We start from the raw sequence: 17,823 nt of genomic DNA, 5'->3' as shown, positions 1-17,823 counted from the left end.
GCCCCATTGTCCCTATTCTCTAACCGCATGGCTAAACCCTCTTGAGGGTAATCGAGTGCCGCTGTATGGATAGAAAGAGGGCGTGGCAGGTGAGATGTCCTGCGCGATCGGCCTCACCCGCGGTCGGCGTGGGCGATGGAGCCATGCGGCGGCCCCGCTTCCAAGTATTCCTCAACGTACGCCCGGTAAATCTCGGCCACGCTCCAGGCCTGCGAAATGCATCCACCCGGCGCGTGCGGCGGGTCGCCGTCGAAGACCTCCGACACCGTTCCCAGGCCGGCCTCGTAGAGGTGCGCCTTGAACGGGTGGAGCAGGCGGCCGGCCAGCGCCCTTGACCGCTCCGAGTACCCGTCCGCCCTGCGCAGCGCCGTTATCAGCGGTCCCATGAGCCACGCCCACGCGGTCCCCTGGTGGTACGCCTCGTCCCTCTCGGTTACACCTCCGCAATACCGGCCCCTGTAGCGCGGGTCGCCGGGGTCGAGCGTCCTCACGCCGGTCGGGATGAGCAGCCGGTCCATAATGACGCGCAGCGCGGGCTGCGCCGCCTCCGCGTCGATCACCGGAAAAGGCAGGAACATGCATATCAGCTGGTTGGGCCGGAGGCTCCTATCCGGCCCATGCCCGTCGCGGACGTCGACGGCGTACCCGAGCCGGCGGTCGAGCATCAGGTAGTCGAACGACTTCTTCATCAGGCGGGCGGTCGAGGCATATCTCTCCGCCCGCGCCACGTTCGCAGGGCTCTCCGGGAACGCGCGGCATAGCGCCGACGCGACCTGGAGGGCGTTGTACCAGAGGCCGTTGACCTCCACCGCCCAGCCGGTCCGCGGAGTGACCACGCGATCGCCGGCTTTGGCGTCCATCCACGTGATCTGCATGCCGGGCTCGCCCTGCCAGAGCATGCCATTGGGCGTGGCGCGGATGCCGAACCGCGTCCCCTCGAGGTAGGCGTCGACGATCCCGGTCACCACGCCGAGCATTTCAGCCGCGAACTCCATATCCGACGTGTATTGCAGGTATTTCCACAGCGCGTAGACCATCCACAGCGAAGCGTCGACCGAGCCGTATTCCGCCTCCCTCCCGGGCGCAGGGATACGGTTCGGGACAAGCCCGTCCCTGACGTAGCCGGCGAAATGGGCGATCACCGACCTGGCCTCGGAGTACCTCCCGGTGACGAGACACAGGCCCGGCAGAGAAACGAAGGCGTCCCGCCCCCACTCCTCGAACCAGTGGTATCCGGCGATTATGGAACTCGGGGATGGGGTCTTCGCGGAGCGCCGCGCGGGATTCTGGGGAGGCGTCGTCGCGAGGCGCCGCGTGGAGCCCAGCGCCGCGCCTCGCGGGTCCGGCGCGGTGACGATGAACGAATCGGCCGCCCCGGCCAACGCTGTCTCGAATTCAGGATCCCGTGAAGGCTCGGCAACGACGTCGAACACCGCCTTATCGAGCGACGTCCGCCGGCGAAGGGCTGCAGCCTCCTCGACCCTGGTCTCGCGCAGGCCGATCGGCGGGACGAAGCCCCCGGGCAGGGCCTCGCCCGCACAGCGGCCGGCGCCGGCCCACGCCTCCCCCGGCATTATCGCTGCAGCATACAGCCCTGCCAGCTCGCCCTGCTCCAGGGCCACCGAGAACACGCCCGGCGAGTAATGGTCCTCCCTGAACTCCAAACCACGCGCCCGCTCGGCGGGGTACTCCATGTCGCGATACCAAACCCCGCGGGCGGAGTATTCTGGAGTACGCGCCGGCGGCTCGTCACGCCCCCCGGAGATAAGCCACAGCGAAAGAGAAACGCCACCCCAGGGAGGCGAGACCAGTACACCCGCCGACCCGAGCGCTCCCCTGCGCACGTCCGCCGGTGCGGGCAGGGCTTCCTTCGCAAAATCCCAGCCCGGCCTGGATGTAATGCCGTGATAATCGCGATTGTTCACGAGGGGTTCCAGGTGAAGCGTAACCGGGCTACGCGACTCCAGCACGGTGTATAGGACGAGCATCGCGTTGCGGCCGTGGAGGGGAACGATCTCTTTCGTAAGCACCGCCCCACCGAATTCGTACGTGTAGATGGGAAACGGGGCCATCTCGAACGCGGTCAGGCGAGAGTAACCGTCGGGGTGGACGACCCCGGGGTAGAAGTTCGACGACAGGTGATAATCGACTCCGCCCAGGATGGCCCTATCCTCCACCTTCGACAGGAGCAGCACGCGTCCGGCCGGAGGTCGCGTCGCCGCCACGAGCAGCCCGTGGTACCGCCTGGTGTTCACGCCGGCCACGGTGGACGAGGCCCACCCGCCCAGGCCGTTCGAGGCCAGCCACTCGCGCGTGGAATCCATCTCGAGGGAGCCGGTAAGCAGAGCGGGGATGGTACGGCTCTCGCCCGACCTCGCGGCACCGATTACACCAAGCAAGAGCGACCACCCCGAAACACATCGTCAGCCAATGGTTTTAGGGTGGTCGCTGCAACCCACGATTATACCCACGAAAAGCGTGACGGGTCCAGATCGCAGGCTAGCCCCGCGCGGAACGCCTGCCTCAGACCCTCACGTGGTCGACTATCCTCCGCACCGCCTCGCGGAGCCTGTCCTCCTCGACAGTCAGCGCAATCCTCACGTAACCCTCGCCGAATTGCCCGTATCCGGTGCCGGGGACGACCACCACCGCCGCCTTCTCCAGGAGGAGCAGGGCGAAGTCGGCCGAGGTGTAACCTTTGGGAACCGGCGCCCACACGTAGAACGTCCCTTTCGGCCTGGTCAAGTTCCAGCCGGCCGCATTAAGGCCATCCACCAGGGCGTTCCGGCGCGCCGCATACATTTTGTTCATCCCGGCTACGAACCCCTCCGGGTCGTGGCGCAAGGCTTCGATGCCCGCCTTCTGGGCGGCCACGAAATGGCCCGAATCCGTGTTCGTCTTGATTATGCCGAGCCCCTTGTAGACGATCTCGTTATTACCTACGCAGGCCCCGATACGCCAGCCGGTCATGTTGAACGGCTTCGACAGCGAGTAGAACTCGGCGGCGATGTCTTTGGCTCCATCGACCTCCAGGATGCTGGGCGCCACATAGCCGTCGAACGTCATCTCGACGTATGCCGCGTCGTGGACGAGGGCTATGTCGTGCTTCCTGGCGAACGCGACCGCGTCCTTGAAGAATTCCTTCTCCACGTGGGACGCCGTCGGGTTTCCCGGGAAATTGAGGAACATCACGGTGGCGCGCCTGGCCACGTCCTCGGGGATCTTACCGAGGTCCGGCACGAAGCCGTTTTCCCTGGTCAGGGGCATCTGGAATGGCACACCGCCAGCCAGCAGGGTCTGTATGCGGTACACCGGGTAGGCGGGATCCGGCACGAGCGCGTAATCGCCGGGGTCGACGAACGCCCAGATCAGGTGGGCTATACCCTCCTTGGAGCCCGATACCATGAACACCTCGCTGGAGGGATCGAGGTTCACGCCGAACCGCTTCTTGTAGTATCGAGCGACCTCCGAGTTGAACTCCTTGTCGCCCTCGTACGGCGGATAGTGGTGGGTAGAAGGGTTCTGCGCCGCCGCGTTGAGGCGGTCTATTACCCAGCTGGGCGTCGGCTTGTCGGGGTCGCCGATCCCGAGGTCGATTACGTCCGCCCCTGTCGCCCGCTTCGCCGCGACGCGCTTGCTGAGCTCGGCGAACATGTACGGAGGAATGCTCTTGATCCTCTCGGCCTTCTTCAACTCTTCTGGTCCTCCTTCCACCGGGTGAACACGCCGGTGCATATCTTCTCAGCGGGGCCCGTCAGGTACACGCGCCCGTTGCCCGCCCACTCCACCTCGAGAGTCCCGCCATCGGCAACGACCTGCGTGTGGTTGCCGGTGAATCCCATCTTGTGCGAGGCCACGGCGGATGCGCAGGCCCCCGTGCCACACGCCATCGTGATACCCGCTCCCCTCTCCCACACCCTCATCCTTAGTAGTTCCCTGCCCAGCACCTGCACGAACTCGACGTTCGTCCTCCGGGGAAACATGGGAAGGTTCTCGATAACCGGTCCAATCTCTGCGAGCGGCACACCCGCCACGTCCTCGACGAAGATGACGCAGTGCGGGTTGCCCATCGAGACCGCCCCGAACGTGTACGGCTTCCCTTTCACCAGTAGCGTTTCTCCGAGGGCGCTCGATCCGGGCTCACCCTGCATGGGTATGTCTTCCCGCCTGAGCGACGGGACTCCCATGTCCACCCGCACCGCGGTGACTGAGCCATCCCGCAGGATCAAGTCCGGCCGGATCATCCCCGCCAGGGTCTCGACCTCCAGATGCGTCTTCCGGGTGAGGCCGTGTTCGAAAACGTACCTGGCGAAGCAGCGAATGCCGTTCCCGCACATCTCGCCCTCGCTGCCGTCCGAGTTGAACATCCTCATCCGGAAATCGGCATCCCCGGAATGGGGCGGCATCACCAGGATGAGTCCGTCCGACCCGATCCCCCAATGACGGTCGGAGATCTCCTTCGCGAGGCGCGGCCAGTCGTGGTCCTCTCCCTCACGGAAGCAGTCCACGAATATGTAATCGTTGCCGCACCCGTGCATTTTGACGAAGTGCATCGCTACCCCTTACTCCTTCTTGGCGAAGGTGCCTTTTCCACCGCACTGGGGGCACTTCTGGGGCTTGCACCTCGCGTCTTTTTCGTAACCACAACCGGAACAACGCCAGACTGCCATGTATATCCCTCCCCCGTCACCGACCTGGGCCCGGGCGGGAGGAGCCCGTTACCTGCAGCGCCGCCCGCCCACAGCCCTTGCTTTTCCCACCGTTTGTTATACGTCGGAGGGCGATATCCTCCCTAATTCCCTGCCATCGGGTGCGACTTTCAGCGCACCCAGCACGACCGAGCCCACGCGGGAGAACCGCTCCGCGTCCAGGCACGAAACAATAGTCGCGGCCCGCTGTTCGAAATCGATACTCTCGATGATCCCCTCGGCGAGAAACTCACCGGCGGCGTCCAGCAGTCCCACCAGGAGGCTCCTGAAACTCTCATCGCGGACCAGGTGCACGAAACCGGGGGCGCCCGACTCGGACAGCGCGATGTCTTTCAGGCGCAAGGCGTCGGGTTCCCTGTCCCACTGGCCCACGACGAACAGCCCGCCGGGGACAGCCGCCGCGTACAGGGCTGTCACCCCCAGCGTAGAGGAGATCCCGGACAGGCGTGCCTCTGTGAGGTCCCTCCCGCAACCGAGGAACGTCCTGAGGAAAGGGACGGACCTGAACGACAGGGTGTTGCGCACGGTGGGCGCTAAATGCTCGCGGAATGCGCGCTCCCTGAACATACGCCTTTCCTCCCGGGAGCGCAACCGAACTTCAGGCGACACCGGGAGCCTCAGAACCGTGGCGGCGCCGCAGCGCTCCAACGGCGCCAGCAAGTGCTCGATCTCGCGGGAAGCCTGAAGGCCGATGACGTATCTGGGGCGTACTGCATCGAATTTGGCCTGCTTGAGTTCGCGGGCGAACCACCCGTGGACAGTGCCGGTGGTATCCACGATCACGGCCTCAGCCCCGCGCTCGCGCGCCCTGTCCACCATGCGGCGGGCGCCGACGACCATGTAGTGCACGTGGCCGGCGGGGGAATTCGAGCCAACGAAGTACGCCGCCGCCAGGGTCGCGTCCCTCATACGTCGCAGGGGTGCGGTCACCAGGCCCAGCCCGATCGTGCCGGGGGGCCCGATGTCGGACTGGCCGATGTCCGAATCGACCAGAGCGGTCGGGCGGCCCCGGTCAGCGCACACGCTGGCCAGGAGCGTCGCGCAGGTCGTCTTTCCGCTGTTGGGAGCCCCGATTAGCATGGCGACCCCCGGCTGCGCCGCCAGCAGCCCGGCAGCCCTTGCCCATTCGTCCACTGCAGGGAACCCCACTTCCCGGTCCTGGCATTCGAAGTCGCCGTGAGAGTTCATCGTCCCCGCGCCGTTTCCTCCGTAGTTTTGCCCGCCCTCAAAGCCTGTAGTATACTTGGGCTGCGAAGGAGGGTCGCTCTTGCCTTACGACACCCTCGTGATGTCGGCCGCGACCGCGGAGATCACCCGGGCACTGGGGGCGCGGGTCGCGAAGATATACCAGCCCCGCGCCATGGACGTGGTTATCCACCTGCGAAAGCCCGGCTTCGACAGGGCGCTCCTCCTGTCGGCGTCCCCTGAAGCGTCGCGGGTGCAGTTCACCACGCTCGCCATCGAGAACCCCAAGTTCCCACCGATGTTCTGCATGCTCCTCCGGAAACACCTCGAGGGGGCCAGGCTTTCCGGCGTCGAGCGAGTCCCGTTTGAAAGGATACTCTCCCTGCGATTCGACGGCCGCGACGACATGGGCGTTCCACAGGTGTATACGCTGCTGGCGGAGATGATGGGCAGGCGCAGTAACATCGTATTGCTCGATCGGGCGGGCGTGATAACGGACGCATTGAAAAGATCCTCCCTCGACGTGAACCAGGCGCGGGAGGTTCTTCCGGGGAGCCGGTACTCGCCTCCGCCGGCGAGGGCGAGGATCTCCCCCCTCGATCTGGAGCCGGATACTCTCGCGGCGTGGGCGCTCGAAGACCCCTCCAGGCGCCTCGAAGACGTGCTGGTGGACAGGGTCGCCGGTCTCGGGCCCGCGCTGTCCAGGCACGTTGTCTCGGTGGGGCGAAATCGGAGCGGCCCGGTCTCACCCGGCCTCACCGCTTTGGCGGTGGCCGTTGTCGCCGCGCTCCGCGAGGCGTTTTCAAACCACGCGCCAACCGCATTCTCACCGGTCGTCTACTGGGACGGTGAGCGACCGGTCGATTATTACTGCTTCCCGCTGGATCACCTGAGCGGGTTCGAGTCCAGGCGCTACGAGACGATGAGCGACGCCCTGGACGCCTATTACGGCGCGAAACTGCGAGCAGACAGGTTCCAGTCGCTGCAGCACTCGCTGCGCTCGGCGGTAAAACGGGGCCTGGACAGGGCGGTCTCCCGCCTGGACTCACAACAGCAGGACCTCGCCGAGGGAATGAAGGCCGAGCAATACCGGCTGTTCGGCGAACTCCTGACGGCCTACGGGGCGCGAATCGAGAGGTCACAGGAAGTGCGGCTACCGAACTACTACGAGGAGGCGGCGCCCGAGGTCACTATCCCCCTGAATCCCTCGATGGACGCCCAGGCGAACGCTCAAGCCTACTTCAAGAAGTACGCGAAGGCCAAGGCAGCCCGCGAGCAAGCCGGGTCGCGCCTCCGGAAGACCCGGGCGGAGATCTCCTACCTCGAACAGGTCGCCGAAACGATAGACCTGGCGACCACCGAGGGGCCTCTTTGCGAGATCAGGGATGAGCTCGCCGCCGAGGGGTATATCGCGGCCACCGACCACGGTCGCCATGGCACAACAGGCAGGGTGGCAAAGACGGGACGGCGCGCCGGCGGAGGCGGCGGCGCGGGGCCGGGCGGGCGGTCCGGCCCAGTGGGCGGAACGACCGGTGCGTCGGAGCCGGTGGCAATGCGGTCTTCCGAGGGGTTCGAGATCCTGGTCGGGCGGAATAACAGGCAGAACGACCTCCTGTGGAGGAACGCCAAGCCCGAGGACGTCTGGCTCCACGCCAAGAACGTGCCGGGAGCTCACGTGATCCTGCGGTATTCCAGGGATGCGGGCCGGCCGCCGGAGGTGTGGCCCGCCGAGCGCTCGCTGCTCGAAGCCGCTTCACTGGCGGCGCATCACAGCAAGGGGCGCAATAACACGAAGGTACAGGTGGATTACACGCTGGCGCGTCACGTGTGGAAACCGCGCGGGGCGAAGCCCGGCATGGTGCTGTACGACCACGAGCGTACCATTGTGGTAGCGCCGGACCCCGCTCCTATTGGATGTACTCCTCGATAACCACCGCGTCCTCGCAGTCGCTCTCCTTGAGCCTCACGCTCACGTTCTCCTTGAGGGACGTGGGGACGTTCTTCCCGACGTAGTCCGCCCTGATGGGCAGCTCCCTGTGCCCGCGGTCGATGAGCACCGCAAGCTGGATCGACGTGGGTCTGCCCAGCTCCATGAGCGCGTCCATCGCGGCGCGGGTGGTCCTGCCGGTGAACAATACGTCATCGACAAGCACGATCTTCTTCCGGTTCACGTCGAACGGGATCTGCGTCAGCGTTTCTCCCTCCGGGATCCTGCCGTGGAGGTCGTCCCTGTGGAAGGTGATGTCGAGGATGCCGACCGGCACCTCCTGGGTTTCGATCTCCTTGATCTTGTCCCTGAGCCGTATGGCGATGGGCACTCCCCGGCGGCGTATGCCGACGAGCGCGAGGTCCTCGGTGCCCTTGTTCCTCTCCAGTATCTCGTGGGCGATCCTGACCAGGGCCCTCCGCATGGCGTCGGCATCCATTATCCGCGCCCTTATTCTCCGCTTGCTCACGTGCATCCCCCCGGTGCAGCGACGCCCCCCGCCCGCAGGCGGTCGAGCACTCGCTGAAAGTCGGCCGGCGGCTCCACGCTGAACTCCACGTACTGCCCGTCCCCCGGCCGGCTGAATCCAAGCCTCCACGCGTGAAGCGCCTGGCCTTCAAGCCCGGGGGTCCTCCTGCGGCAGTACACGGGGTCACCCAGCACGGGGTGGCCGGTGTGCGACATGTGAACGCGGATCTGGTGGGTGCGTCCTGTTCGAAGCTCGCACTCAACCAGGGTCTCGGCCTTGAACCTCTCCAGCACCTTTACGACGGTCGCTGAGGGCTTTCCCGACGCAATCACGGCCATGCGCTTACGGTGGACCGGGTGGCGGCCCACCGGCGCCTCGATGACGAACCGGTTCTCCAGGATCACGCCGTGAACCATGGCGAGGTAATGACGCTTGAGCAAGCGATCCCTGACTTGTCTCGCCAGTAACTTGTATGCTTCCTCGTTCTTCGCGATGACCATGAGCCCGGTGGTGTCCTTGTCCAGCCTGTGCACAATGCCGGGCCTTATGATGTCGTTTATGCCTTTCAGGTCGCCGCAACGGAACAGGACGGCGCTCACCAGGGTACCACTTCGATTGCCTGCCGCGGGGTGGACAACCAGCCCCCTTGGCTTGTTCACGACGAGGACGTCGCGGTCCTCGTACACCACGTCCAGTGGTATGTCCTCCGGAGCCGCTTCGAGCGGTTCAGGGTCTGGAATGGTAACAGTCACTTCGGACCCGGGCCGCACTTCCCACGACGGCCTGGCTTCGGTGGCCCCGTTTACCGCCACGAACCCGCCCTTGACCAGTCTTTGCGCGTGCGTTCTGGTCAACTCACCGCCGGTCTTAGCGGCGAGCCACCTGTCCAGGCGGGCGCCTGCATCCTGTTCGTCGACGCGGTAAGTAAGCGATTTCATCGTTGTCCCCGTGAGTCCTTCCCGAAGAAGGCGTCGAGCGCGAAAAGACCGACGCCTATCACTATTGAAGCGTCGGCGACATTGAACACGGGCCAGATGCGGAAATCCATGAAGTCGGTGACCTTCCCGGCCACGACGCGGTCGACGAGGTTACCCACGGCGCCCCCGAGCATCAGGCCGAAACCGGCCTGGAGGACTCGGTTCCCCCTCGCGAGCCTGTTCCCAAAAAGCAGGATGAGCGCGATCACCACCACGCTCACGGCGATGAAGTAGTTCGTCCTCTGCGCGAACAGGCCGAATGCGGCCCCGGGATTCAGGACGTAAGTAAGGTGAAACACGCCGGGGATTACCGGGATCGACTGGTTCGGAGTCATCAGGGTGCGCACTACTTTCTTCGCTATCATATCAAGCAGGAAAACGACTGCCCCGGTCGCCAGGATCTGCAATACCTTCACCCTCCCGCGTTCATTCTAGCACGCGCCGGAAGGGCGAATCCAGCCCGCATGACCGGTGACCTTACTGGAGCGGGCCGGGTGTGTCGTGCATCCCCCTGCGCTCGTGAGCGCGGCGCTTCCTCGTGTGGTCGGTTATGACGTCGTGGTCCTCACCGATCACCCCCTCAACACCCTCGACGATCCCGTCGTCCGGCTCCTCCTCCAGGAAGATATACTCGTAGTCGATGGACCCTGGCTGGTCCTGCGGGGAATACGACGAACCGTGCCGCGCCACGTCCTCCCACGTGTCCACCCCGTCATACGCGACCACGTCCCGTTTTTCGCCGTGCCTGTACCCGTACGGCGGCTTGATCACCTGTTCCTCAATGGGCCGCGACGACACCCTGGGATCGGCCTCCTGCTCCTTCCTGCAGTCGAGGCAGACGGTGGTCATGGGCATCGCCTCGAGCCTGGCGGAGTCGATCAGCCTGCCACACCGCTCGCAGAACCCCCAGGTGCCCTCGTCTATCCTCCTGACGGCTTCCCTCGTCTTCTGAAGCATTATCTTCAAATTGTCCTTCAGGCCGAGGTCCTTGCCGCGCTCGAACGTCTCCGAGCCGACGTCGGCCGGGTGATTGTCGTAAAGCGACAGCTCCTGGATTCCGTCCTTCGCCCCCTGCAGAAGCCCGCCCTCATTCAGGCTCTCGATCTGGCGCACCAGCCGGGCCTCCTGGGCCAGCAGCTGCTGCCTGGCGTTAAGAGGGTCCATTACCCCACCTCCGTATCCCGATCCTCACCGGGCCAACTGGGTCTGAACGATCCTCACGATCTGCGCGATGAACCCACCTATCACGGGCAGGTTCCACCAGAAGGTCCTCGTCAGCACGTAGATGATCACGGCGCCAAGCAGAGAAAACCCTATAGCCATTCCGACGCCGCGCGCGAGTCCCGCGATAAAGTTCACCCACAGGAGTCTCTTCGTGTCGTGCAGGAGGTCAACGTACTCGGCCAGCTTCATCTTCTCCATGTACTGCGCGAACTGATCCAGCCGGTGGTTGAGCGCCTTCAGCGCTTCTCCGCCTTCGTCTCCGCGCGAACCGGCCATGCCCACACCTCCGCAATACCCGCAGACCTAATGTCCCCAGCGAGCGAATTGCTTAACGCTCCCCGGTTGCTATTCTAACGCACGAATCTGACCGGAAGATCGCGATTATGGCTGAGAAGGTGCTGCTGAAAGTCGGGCAGCCCGTGTCAGCCCGTATGTATCAAGTCAGCCTCTTCCCGTCTCCGCTCGAACCCGTTGAAACAATACCGACCCGCGAGAACCACGCGGCGCCATCCCCTACAGCGTAATCGGCTGGTCGAGGTAGATCTCGTCGGTGTCCTCGTTGTAGCCGATGAGCTCGGCGTAGCGTCCCCAGTCTATCATGGTGTGGAGAAGGTCCCGCGCCTCGAGCGAGTAGAGCCCCTCCAGCACCCGTGAAAGGTAGGCGGTGCGGGGGATCCTCCCGTTCCTGCGCGAGCGGAGTATACTCACGAGCTCCTTGAACAGGCCGATCTCCTCGAGGCGCAGGCAGATGTGCCGCTTCCGCGTGTTGATGTCGGACATGAGGAACCGCGCGCCCTCGTCCGTGATCTCCACGTCGCCCCTCTCAATGCGCATGAGCCCCAGGATGCGCCCAGCCTCTATAACCGGGAGTATGTCATCGAGCTCCATCTGGAGTGATGTCGCCGCCCGGTAGACGTCCTCGCGCCCGCCCAGGTCGTCGAGTATCTCCAGGAACCCGATGACCTTACCGAGCGGCACGGCCGGTAAAAATTGAACTGTCATCTGCGAATCCCCCTGATCTTGCGCAACCTGGTGCAACCTGACACGCAGCCCTGACGCAGGCCTACGTGGTCCTAAAGGATATAAGAGTAAACCCCGTCTATCACGTTCTGCACGGCCGGGTCCTTTATCGACCTGGGGCGCGGCAGGTCAATCCTGATATCCGCCGCCACGGCAGCGGGGCGGCGCGAAAGCACGATCACCCTGTCGCTCATCAGCACCGCCTCGTCTATCGAGTGAGTGACCATGATTACACTGGACACCGGGAGCGAGTCGTCATTCCACAGCCTCAGCACCTCTTCCCTGAGGCCCTGCGCGGTGAGCGGATCGAGCGCCGAGAACGGCTCATCCATGCACAGGAGCTCCGGTTCCACGGCGAGCGCCCTGGCGATGCCCACCCTCTGCTTCATCCCGCCCGAGAGCTCCCTCGGGTACGCCTCCTCGAAACCGTCGAGTCCCACCTTGTCGATGTACCTGTCCGCAATCTGCCTCCGCTTCCCGGGTTCAACACCCCTGGCCTCGAGCGCGACCTCGACGTTGCCCATGACGGTCAGCCACGGGAACAGCGCGAACGACTGGAACACCATGGCGATCCTGCCCGACTCTGCAGCCTCGTGCACCGGGTTGCCGCGGTAGAGGATGGTCCCCGACGAGGGGTCGTCGATGCCGACCACCATCCTCAGGAGCGTGCTCTTCCCCGAGCCGGACGCCCCGACTATCGAGACATACTGCTCCTCGTCCACGGAGAGGCTGACCCCGCCCAGGACCTCGATGCTCCGTCCCTCTTCAACGAACGTACGCCTGACGTCACGGATCTCCAGAAGCGCCACGAAAACGCCCCCCGCCCGCTCCGCGGGCTTATTTCAGCACACTCAATATTCTATCCTGTAGCGACGCGCCGCGTAATCGTAGAGCGGCCGCCACAGGAGCCTGTTCGACGTGACCACCAGCGTCACCATCGCCGCCAGGCTCAGCCATATCATCTGCAGGCTCCCGGTCACGTAGGTGGCCCTGTCGAGGAGCGCCCCGATGCCGAACGACTCGAAGGTGCGCCCGGCGTACACGACGTACTCCGAAACTATCAGCGCGTTCCAGCCTCCGCCCCACGCGGTTATGCTGCCCGTCACAAGCGACGGGAACAGCGCGGGAACGAGCACGCTCCTGACGTACAGCCATCCAGTGATGCCGTACGCCCTGGCGGCGGACAACAGGTCGACCGGGATCGCCCTCACTGCCCCCACGAGGTTGAACAGCAGGTACCACTGCATACCCGTCAGGACGAGTATCACCGAGGCGACCCCCATGCTGCCCGTAGTCCTGACAATCAGGAGTATTATGAACGGGAACAGCGCGGTCGCCGGCACGCTCGCGACCACCTGGAACACCGGCATCAACCTGGCGTACACCTTCTCGTTCCTCCCGATCCATAAAGCCACGGGGAGAGTCCACGCCAGCGAAATCAGGTAGGCCGCCGCCAACCTGAGCGTTGAAGCCGCCAGCGCAAGCGGTATGGACGAAGCTTCCGGGGGCCACGGCGGCTTGATCGCCGACCAGAACAAATACAGGACCCGCCCCGCAACGGCGGCGGCGATGAGCAGGCCGGTGGCCTGGAGTATCCTGACCCTGGCAGGGCGCGCGGCTGCCTCGTGGCCGTCCCCCGGACCACCGGCCCCCGCGACGCGACCCCCCACCGACGCGATCGCCCGCGACAGGCCGGCGCCGAATCCGAACACCCTGAACATGACCTTGTAGAACAGGACCGCCAGCGCCCTGCCGATGACGTTGAACGGCCAGCGCCTCCAGCCCCTGAATCCGCCGATCGCCGAGCGGCCCGACGGGGCGCCGCCGCCGTACTCGTACTTGAACCTCTCGGCGTACACGCCGAGGGGGCGCCAGGCCGCGTAATCCAGGAGCCATATCAAGAACACCAGCGTGGTAAGGCCCCATACCAGCATCGGGAAATCACCCGACTCGGCGGCGCCGATCAGGAAACTCCCGAGGCCGGGGAGCGTCACGTTTACCGGCCCGAGCGCGATTATCTCGCACGCTATCAGGAAGTACCAGCCCCCGGCCCACGAGAGCATGCTGTTGTATACGAGCTTCGTGACGCAGGCGGGGAGTATCAGAGTTCTCAATCTGAGCGGGCCGTCGAGGCCGTAAGCCCGGGAGGCCATAAGGAGGTCCGCGGGGATGGTCGTCAGCGACTCGTATACCCCGAACGTCATGTTCCAGACCTGGCTGGTAAATATCAGGAAAACCGAGGCGGCCTCGATACCGAGGCGGGATCCGCGGAAGAGAGAGACGAAGAAATACACCGCCGCGGGAAAGAATCCGAGCACCGGAACGGATTGCATAACGTCGAGCAGGGGAAGCATCACCCGCTGGAGCCGCTGCCTCGTGGCGGCGAGGTACCCGTACACGAGTGAGAAAACCAATGCAAACACGTATGCGGCGAGCATCCTCATGAACGAGAACAGGGCATATACGGGGAGCCGGCGCGCACCCACCGGCATCACAACGCCGGCCCCGCGGGGCGGCTTGAAGGTCGCGTAGAGGACGAAGATCAACAGGGCGACCCCCGCGAGGAATACCGCATCCCGCACGAGTCGCCCCATAATACCGCGCCGCCGGCCAGAGCCGGCGTCGAGTAAATCCCGCGTCATCTGGCGGCGAAATGCTCCTTCAGCACGTCCGAACACCTTCCGCATATGGTGGGGTGCCCGGCGTCAGTCCCCACCGTCTCGGAGTAGTTCCAGCACCGCTCGCACTTCACCCCGCGGGCGCGGCTCACCATCACCGCAGGTCCCCCGTCGAACCTGACGGCCTCCGCGGGGACCGCCTCGCCGGCCTCGTGCAGCCTGACCTGCGAGACGATGAAGATCGTGGGCAGCTCGCCCAGCCACTCTTTGAGGAACTCCGCGGAGGACCCGTCATCCGGGTAGAGTTCCACGCACGCTTCGAGCGAGGACCCAATCTCCTTCCTGGCCCTCGACATCTCGAGCGCCTTGGAGACCATCTCCCTAACCGACAGGACCTTCTCCCACCTGTCCCCGAGGGAGTCGTCGATGAACTCCTCGTTGACCTCCGGCCACTCTACCAGGTTCACGCTCCACGGCTCACCCGGCGCCTTGGGGACGAGCTGCCACGCCTCCTCCGCGGTGTGCGTAAGTACCGGCATTATCATCTTGATCAGGGCCACGGCCACCTCATGCATCACAGTCTGCGCCGCGCGCCGCCTCGGATCAGCGGCGCCGAAGGTGTACACGCGGTCCTTGAGGACGTCGAGGTAGAAAGCGCTCATGTCCAGGACGCAGAAGTTGTGTATGTCGTGGTACACGAGGTGGTACTCGTAATCCCTGTAGGCCTCGCCCACCCGCTGGATCAGCCTGTGCAGCCGGTGCATCGCCCACCGGTCTATCTCCAGCATCTCGGCCTTGCCCACGCGGTCCCTCACCGGGTCGAAGTCGTACAGGTTACCCAGCAGGTACCTTATGGTGTTGCGTATCTTCTTGTACACCTCTGCGAGTTGCGCCAGGATGTCCGGCGACACCCTGATGTCCTGCTTGTAGTCCGAGGAGGCCACCCACAACCTCAATATGTCGGCCCCGTACTGGTCGATGACCCTGGCGGGGGCGATGACGTTCCCGAGGGACTTGGACATCTTGCGGCCCTCGCCGTCGACGACGAAGCCGCACGTGACGACCTGCCTGTACGGCGCGCGTCCGCGGGTGGCGACAGCCGTGAGGAGCGACGATTGGAACCATCCACGATGCTGGTCGCTCCCCTCGAGGTACACGTCGCACGGCCAGGTGAGTCCCGGCCGGTGATCGAGGACGGCAGCGTGCGACGATCCGGAGTCGAACCACACGTCCATTATGTCTTTTTCCTTCGTGAACCGCGTACCGCCGCACTTGCACTTGACACCGGGCGGCAGTATCTCGGAGGCTCCCCTGAGGAACCACGCATCCGAGCCCTCGCGGGCGAACAGGTCGGACACGGCCTGGATCGTCTCGTCGTTGACCAGGATTTCGCCGCAGTCCTCGCAGTAGAATATCGGGATCGGCACACCCCAAACGCGCTGGCGCGATATGCACCAGTCGGCGCGTTCCCTGATCATGTTGGACATCCGCTCCTCGCCCCAGGCGGGGATCCACTTCACCGATCCGACCGCCTTCAGCGCCTCGTCGCGGAACTTCTCCACCGAGGCGAACCACTGCTCGGTAGCCCTGAACAGCACCGGCTTCTTGCATCTCCAGCAGTGCGGGTACTGGTGCTGGATGAACCCGAACTTGAGCAACCGGTCGCGATCCTCCAGCTCTTTGACGATCTCCCTGTTGGCCTTGTCGTAGTGCAAGCCCGCGAACTTGCCGCCCTCTTCGGTGAATACGCCTTTTCCATCCAGCGGTTGCAGCACGCCGAGGTTGTACTTCCTCCCGATCTCGAAGTCCTCGTGGCCGTGACCGGGGGCCGTGTGCACGCACCCCGTGCCCTCAGCCAGCGTCACGTGGTCGCCGGGGACGACGGGCACGATGCGGCCGTCGACGAACGGGTGGCGGAGAGTCACGCCCTCGAGTTCGATGCCCTTGAACGTCTCCTCCGCCTCGTACGCTGCGAACCCGATATCCTTCATCGCCTTCTCGACCAGTCCCGACGCCATCAGGAACCGGCCCTTCTCCGTGCGGTACAGCGCGTAGTCGAACTCCGGGTGGAGGCATACCGCGAGGTTGGCGGGCAGCGTCCACGGGGTGGTCGTCCAGATCACCACCGCCGCGTCGTCCGGGAGAAGGCCCTTCCCGTGCTCCACGGGGAAACTCACGTATATCGAAGGCGACTTCGCGTCCTGATACTCCACCTCCGCCTCGGCGAGGGCCGTTTCACACGAGGGGCACCAGTAAACCGGCCGCAGCCCCTTGTAGATGTACCCCTTCTTGGCCATCTCGCCGAATACCTTGACCTGCTCGGCTTCAAATGCCGGGCTCAACGTGAGGTACGCGTTCTCCCAGTCGCCTCTGACCCCGAGCCGCTTGAACTGTTCCTTCTGTATGTCCTTGTATTTGAGGGCGAACTCGGCGCACCGCTTGCGCAGGTCGACGGGGCCGATCTTGCTCCTGTCCAGCCCTAGCGCCTTGATCGCCTGCAATTCGATGGGTAGCCCGTGCGTGTCCCAGCCGGGGACGTACGGCGAGTCATACCCGTCCATGGTGGCGAACTTGACCAGGATGTCCTTGAGAATCTTGTTGAGCGCCGTCCCGATATGGATATCGCCGTTGGCGTACGGCGGACCATCGTGCAGTATGAACTTGGGCCGCCCCTTGCGCGCCTCGACCACCTGGTGGTAGATGCCGGCCCGATTCCACATATTCTGGATCTCGGGTTCCCTGGCGGGCAGGTTGGCGCGCATGGGAAACGAGGTCCTCGGCAGGTTCAGGGTTTCGTCGTACTTCACTGTGCTCAGCTCCCCGATTCGTCCTTCAAAAAGCGTACAAGCCTGCGCTCGAGGTCGCAGGCGGTAATTCCGCGGATTCTAATCACTTTGGTCCTCGACGCGGTCCCCCTTGCCAGTTCGACCTGGGAGTTGCGCAATCCCAGGAACGCGGCGAGCGCCTCGACGGCTTTCTCATTGGCCCGTCCCTCCACGGGCGGCGCGGTGACCCGCAACCTTACCTGGCCTCCGGTAACCGACAGGTCGTTTCGCGACGCGCCCGGCTGCACTCTCACCGTCAGTTCGGCTCCCCCGGCCACGTCCTTCAGACCCGGGATCGCCAGCCTGGATTCACTCACCTGCTCGCTCTTCGGTGAGAGGCTCCTCCCTGTCGATGATATCGAGGTAAGACTGCAGGAGCGCCCTCATCCTGGCCCTGAAGACCTCCACCTCGTGCTTGAGATCCTGGTACTGCGCGTGGATCTGGCGGACCCTCAGCTGGTTCTCCTCGATTATCTTGTCGGCCTGCGCGCCCGCATCGCGGACAATGATCTCCGCTTCCTTGTGGGCGTTGTTCTTTACCTCTTCGGCCGTGCGTTGCGCCACTACCAGCGTGTTATTCAGCGTATCCTCGATGAGCCTGAAATGTGCGACCTTCTCCTCCAGGTCCTCGATCTTCTGCTTGTACTCGGCGTTTTCTTTCAGGAGGACTTCAAAGTCGCGGACGATTTCGTCGAGGAACTCGTCCACTTCAGTCTCGCTGTAACCGCGAAACCCCCTCCTGAATTCCTTATTATGGATGTCGAGGGGTGTTAGCATACGCGCACCTCCAGATTTCCAGTCCATCCAGC

The 17,823-nt window shown here is 64.3% G+C and carries 17 protein-coding genes; 1 reads left to right on the top strand and 16 read right to left on the bottom strand.

The genetic code is table 11. The annotated features are described in order from the left end of the window. Positions 1 to 113: 113 nt before the first annotated feature. The 5 genes from HPY55_13615 to HPY55_13595 all read right to left on the bottom strand — a co-directional run bounded on the left by HPY55_13615 (position 114) and on the right by HPY55_13595 (position 5,843). On the bottom strand, positions 114 to 2,399 hold the full coding sequence (locus HPY55_13615; GenBank protein NPV71658.1) for a glycogen debranching protein: 2,286 nt from the start codon (positions 2,397 to 2,399) through the stop codon (positions 114 to 116). A gap of 124 nt (positions 2,400 to 2,523) precedes the next feature. After that, a complete protein-coding gene (locus tag HPY55_13610; GenBank protein NPV71657.1) occupies positions 2,524 to 3,693 on the bottom strand; it encodes an LL-diaminopimelate aminotransferase in 1,170 nt (389 codons plus the stop codon). Further along, positions 3,690 to 4,553, bottom strand: coding sequence for a diaminopimelate epimerase (locus HPY55_13605; GenBank protein ID NPV71656.1), 864 nt, complete (start codon positions 4,551 to 4,553; stop codon positions 3,690 to 3,692). The genes HPY55_13610 and HPY55_13605 overlap by 4 nt, the downstream gene beginning before the upstream one ends. Positions 4,554 to 4,562: 9 nt before the next feature. Beyond that, positions 4,563 to 4,670, bottom strand: coding sequence for a rubredoxin (locus tag HPY55_13600; GenBank protein ID NPV71655.1), 108 nt, complete (start codon positions 4,668 to 4,670; stop codon positions 4,563 to 4,565). Positions 4,671 to 4,766: 96 nt separating this feature from the next. Beyond that, on the bottom strand, positions 4,767 to 5,843 hold the full coding sequence (locus tag HPY55_13595) for a hypothetical protein (protein NPV71654.1): 1,077 nt from the start codon (positions 5,841 to 5,843) through the stop codon (positions 4,767 to 4,769). A 133-nt stretch (positions 5,844 to 5,976) separates the two neighbouring features. Between HPY55_13595 and HPY55_13590 the strand changes: the two genes are divergently transcribed. Beyond that, complete coding sequence (locus HPY55_13590; protein NPV71653.1) at positions 5,977 to 7,824, top strand: fibronectin/fibrinogen-binding protein; 1,848 nt, start codon at positions 5,977 to 5,979, stop codon at positions 7,822 to 7,824. Here HPY55_13590 and pyrR read toward each other — a convergent pair. The 11 genes from pyrR to HPY55_13535 form a co-directional block, all read right to left on the bottom strand. Next, complete coding sequence (gene pyrR / locus HPY55_13585; GenBank protein NPV71652.1) at positions 7,802 to 8,356, bottom strand: bifunctional pyr operon transcriptional regulator/uracil phosphoribosyltransferase PyrR; 555 nt, start codon at positions 8,354 to 8,356, stop codon at positions 7,802 to 7,804. The two genes, HPY55_13590 and pyrR, sit on opposite strands and share 23 nt — an antisense overlap. Further along, positions 8,347 to 9,288 carry an RluA family pseudouridine synthase gene (locus HPY55_13580; protein ID NPV71651.1) on the bottom strand — a complete coding sequence of 314 codons (942 nt, stop codon included), beginning with the start codon at positions 9,286 to 9,288 and terminating at the stop codon, positions 8,347 to 8,349. Before HPY55_13580 ends, pyrR begins: the two co-directional genes overlap by 10 nt. Continuing rightward, positions 9,285 to 9,692 (bottom strand): signal peptidase II, encoded by a 408-nt coding sequence (lspA, locus tag HPY55_13575; protein ID NPV71650.1) that lies wholly within the window; start codon positions 9,690 to 9,692, stop codon positions 9,285 to 9,287. The genes HPY55_13580 and lspA overlap by 4 nt, the downstream gene beginning before the upstream one ends. Positions 9,693 to 9,804: 112 nt before the next feature. Then, on the bottom strand, positions 9,805 to 10,491 hold the full coding sequence (locus HPY55_13570; GenBank protein ID NPV71649.1) for a hypothetical protein: 687 nt from the start codon (positions 10,489 to 10,491) through the stop codon (positions 9,805 to 9,807). 24 nt (positions 10,492 to 10,515) lie between these two features. After that, positions 10,516 to 10,827 (bottom strand): hypothetical protein, encoded by a 312-nt coding sequence (locus tag HPY55_13565; protein ID NPV71648.1) that lies wholly within the window; start codon positions 10,825 to 10,827, stop codon positions 10,516 to 10,518. Between the two features lie 237 nt (positions 10,828 to 11,064). After that, positions 11,065 to 11,553 carry a hypothetical protein gene (locus HPY55_13560; GenBank protein ID NPV71647.1) on the bottom strand — a complete coding sequence of 163 codons (489 nt, stop codon included), beginning with the start codon at positions 11,551 to 11,553 and terminating at the stop codon, positions 11,065 to 11,067. Positions 11,554 to 11,624: 71 nt separating this feature from the next. Next, positions 11,625 to 12,380, bottom strand: a complete 756-nt coding sequence (locus HPY55_13555) for an ABC transporter ATP-binding protein (protein ID NPV71646.1) — start codon at positions 12,378 to 12,380, stop codon at positions 11,625 to 11,627. Between the two features lie 42 nt (positions 12,381 to 12,422). Next, a complete protein-coding gene (locus tag HPY55_13550; GenBank protein ID NPV71645.1) occupies positions 12,423 to 14,213 on the bottom strand; it encodes an ABC transporter permease subunit in 1,791 nt (596 codons plus the stop codon). Next, entirely contained in the window at positions 14,210 to 16,996 is a 2,787-nt protein-coding gene (gene ileS, locus HPY55_13545; protein NPV71644.1) for an isoleucine--tRNA ligase, read from the bottom strand. Before ileS ends, HPY55_13550 begins: the two co-directional genes overlap by 4 nt. Before the next feature lie 5 nt (positions 16,997 to 17,001). Then, positions 17,002 to 17,331, bottom strand: a complete 330-nt coding sequence (locus HPY55_13540) for a DUF167 domain-containing protein (GenBank protein ID NPV71643.1) — start codon at positions 17,329 to 17,331, stop codon at positions 17,002 to 17,004. Then, positions 17,324 to 17,791, bottom strand: coding sequence for a DivIVA domain-containing protein (locus HPY55_13535; GenBank protein NPV71642.1), 468 nt, complete (start codon positions 17,789 to 17,791; stop codon positions 17,324 to 17,326). Before HPY55_13535 ends, HPY55_13540 begins: the two co-directional genes overlap by 8 nt. Positions 17,792 to 17,823: the final 32 nt, after the last annotated feature.

This window comes from Bacillota bacterium (assembly GCA_013178305.1).
GTDB lineage: Bacteria > Bacillota > Sulfobacillia > JABLXB01 > JABLXB01 > JABLXB01.
The sequence above is the reverse complement of the archived record's forward strand: the minus strand, read 5'-3'. Positions and strand labels throughout refer to the sequence as shown.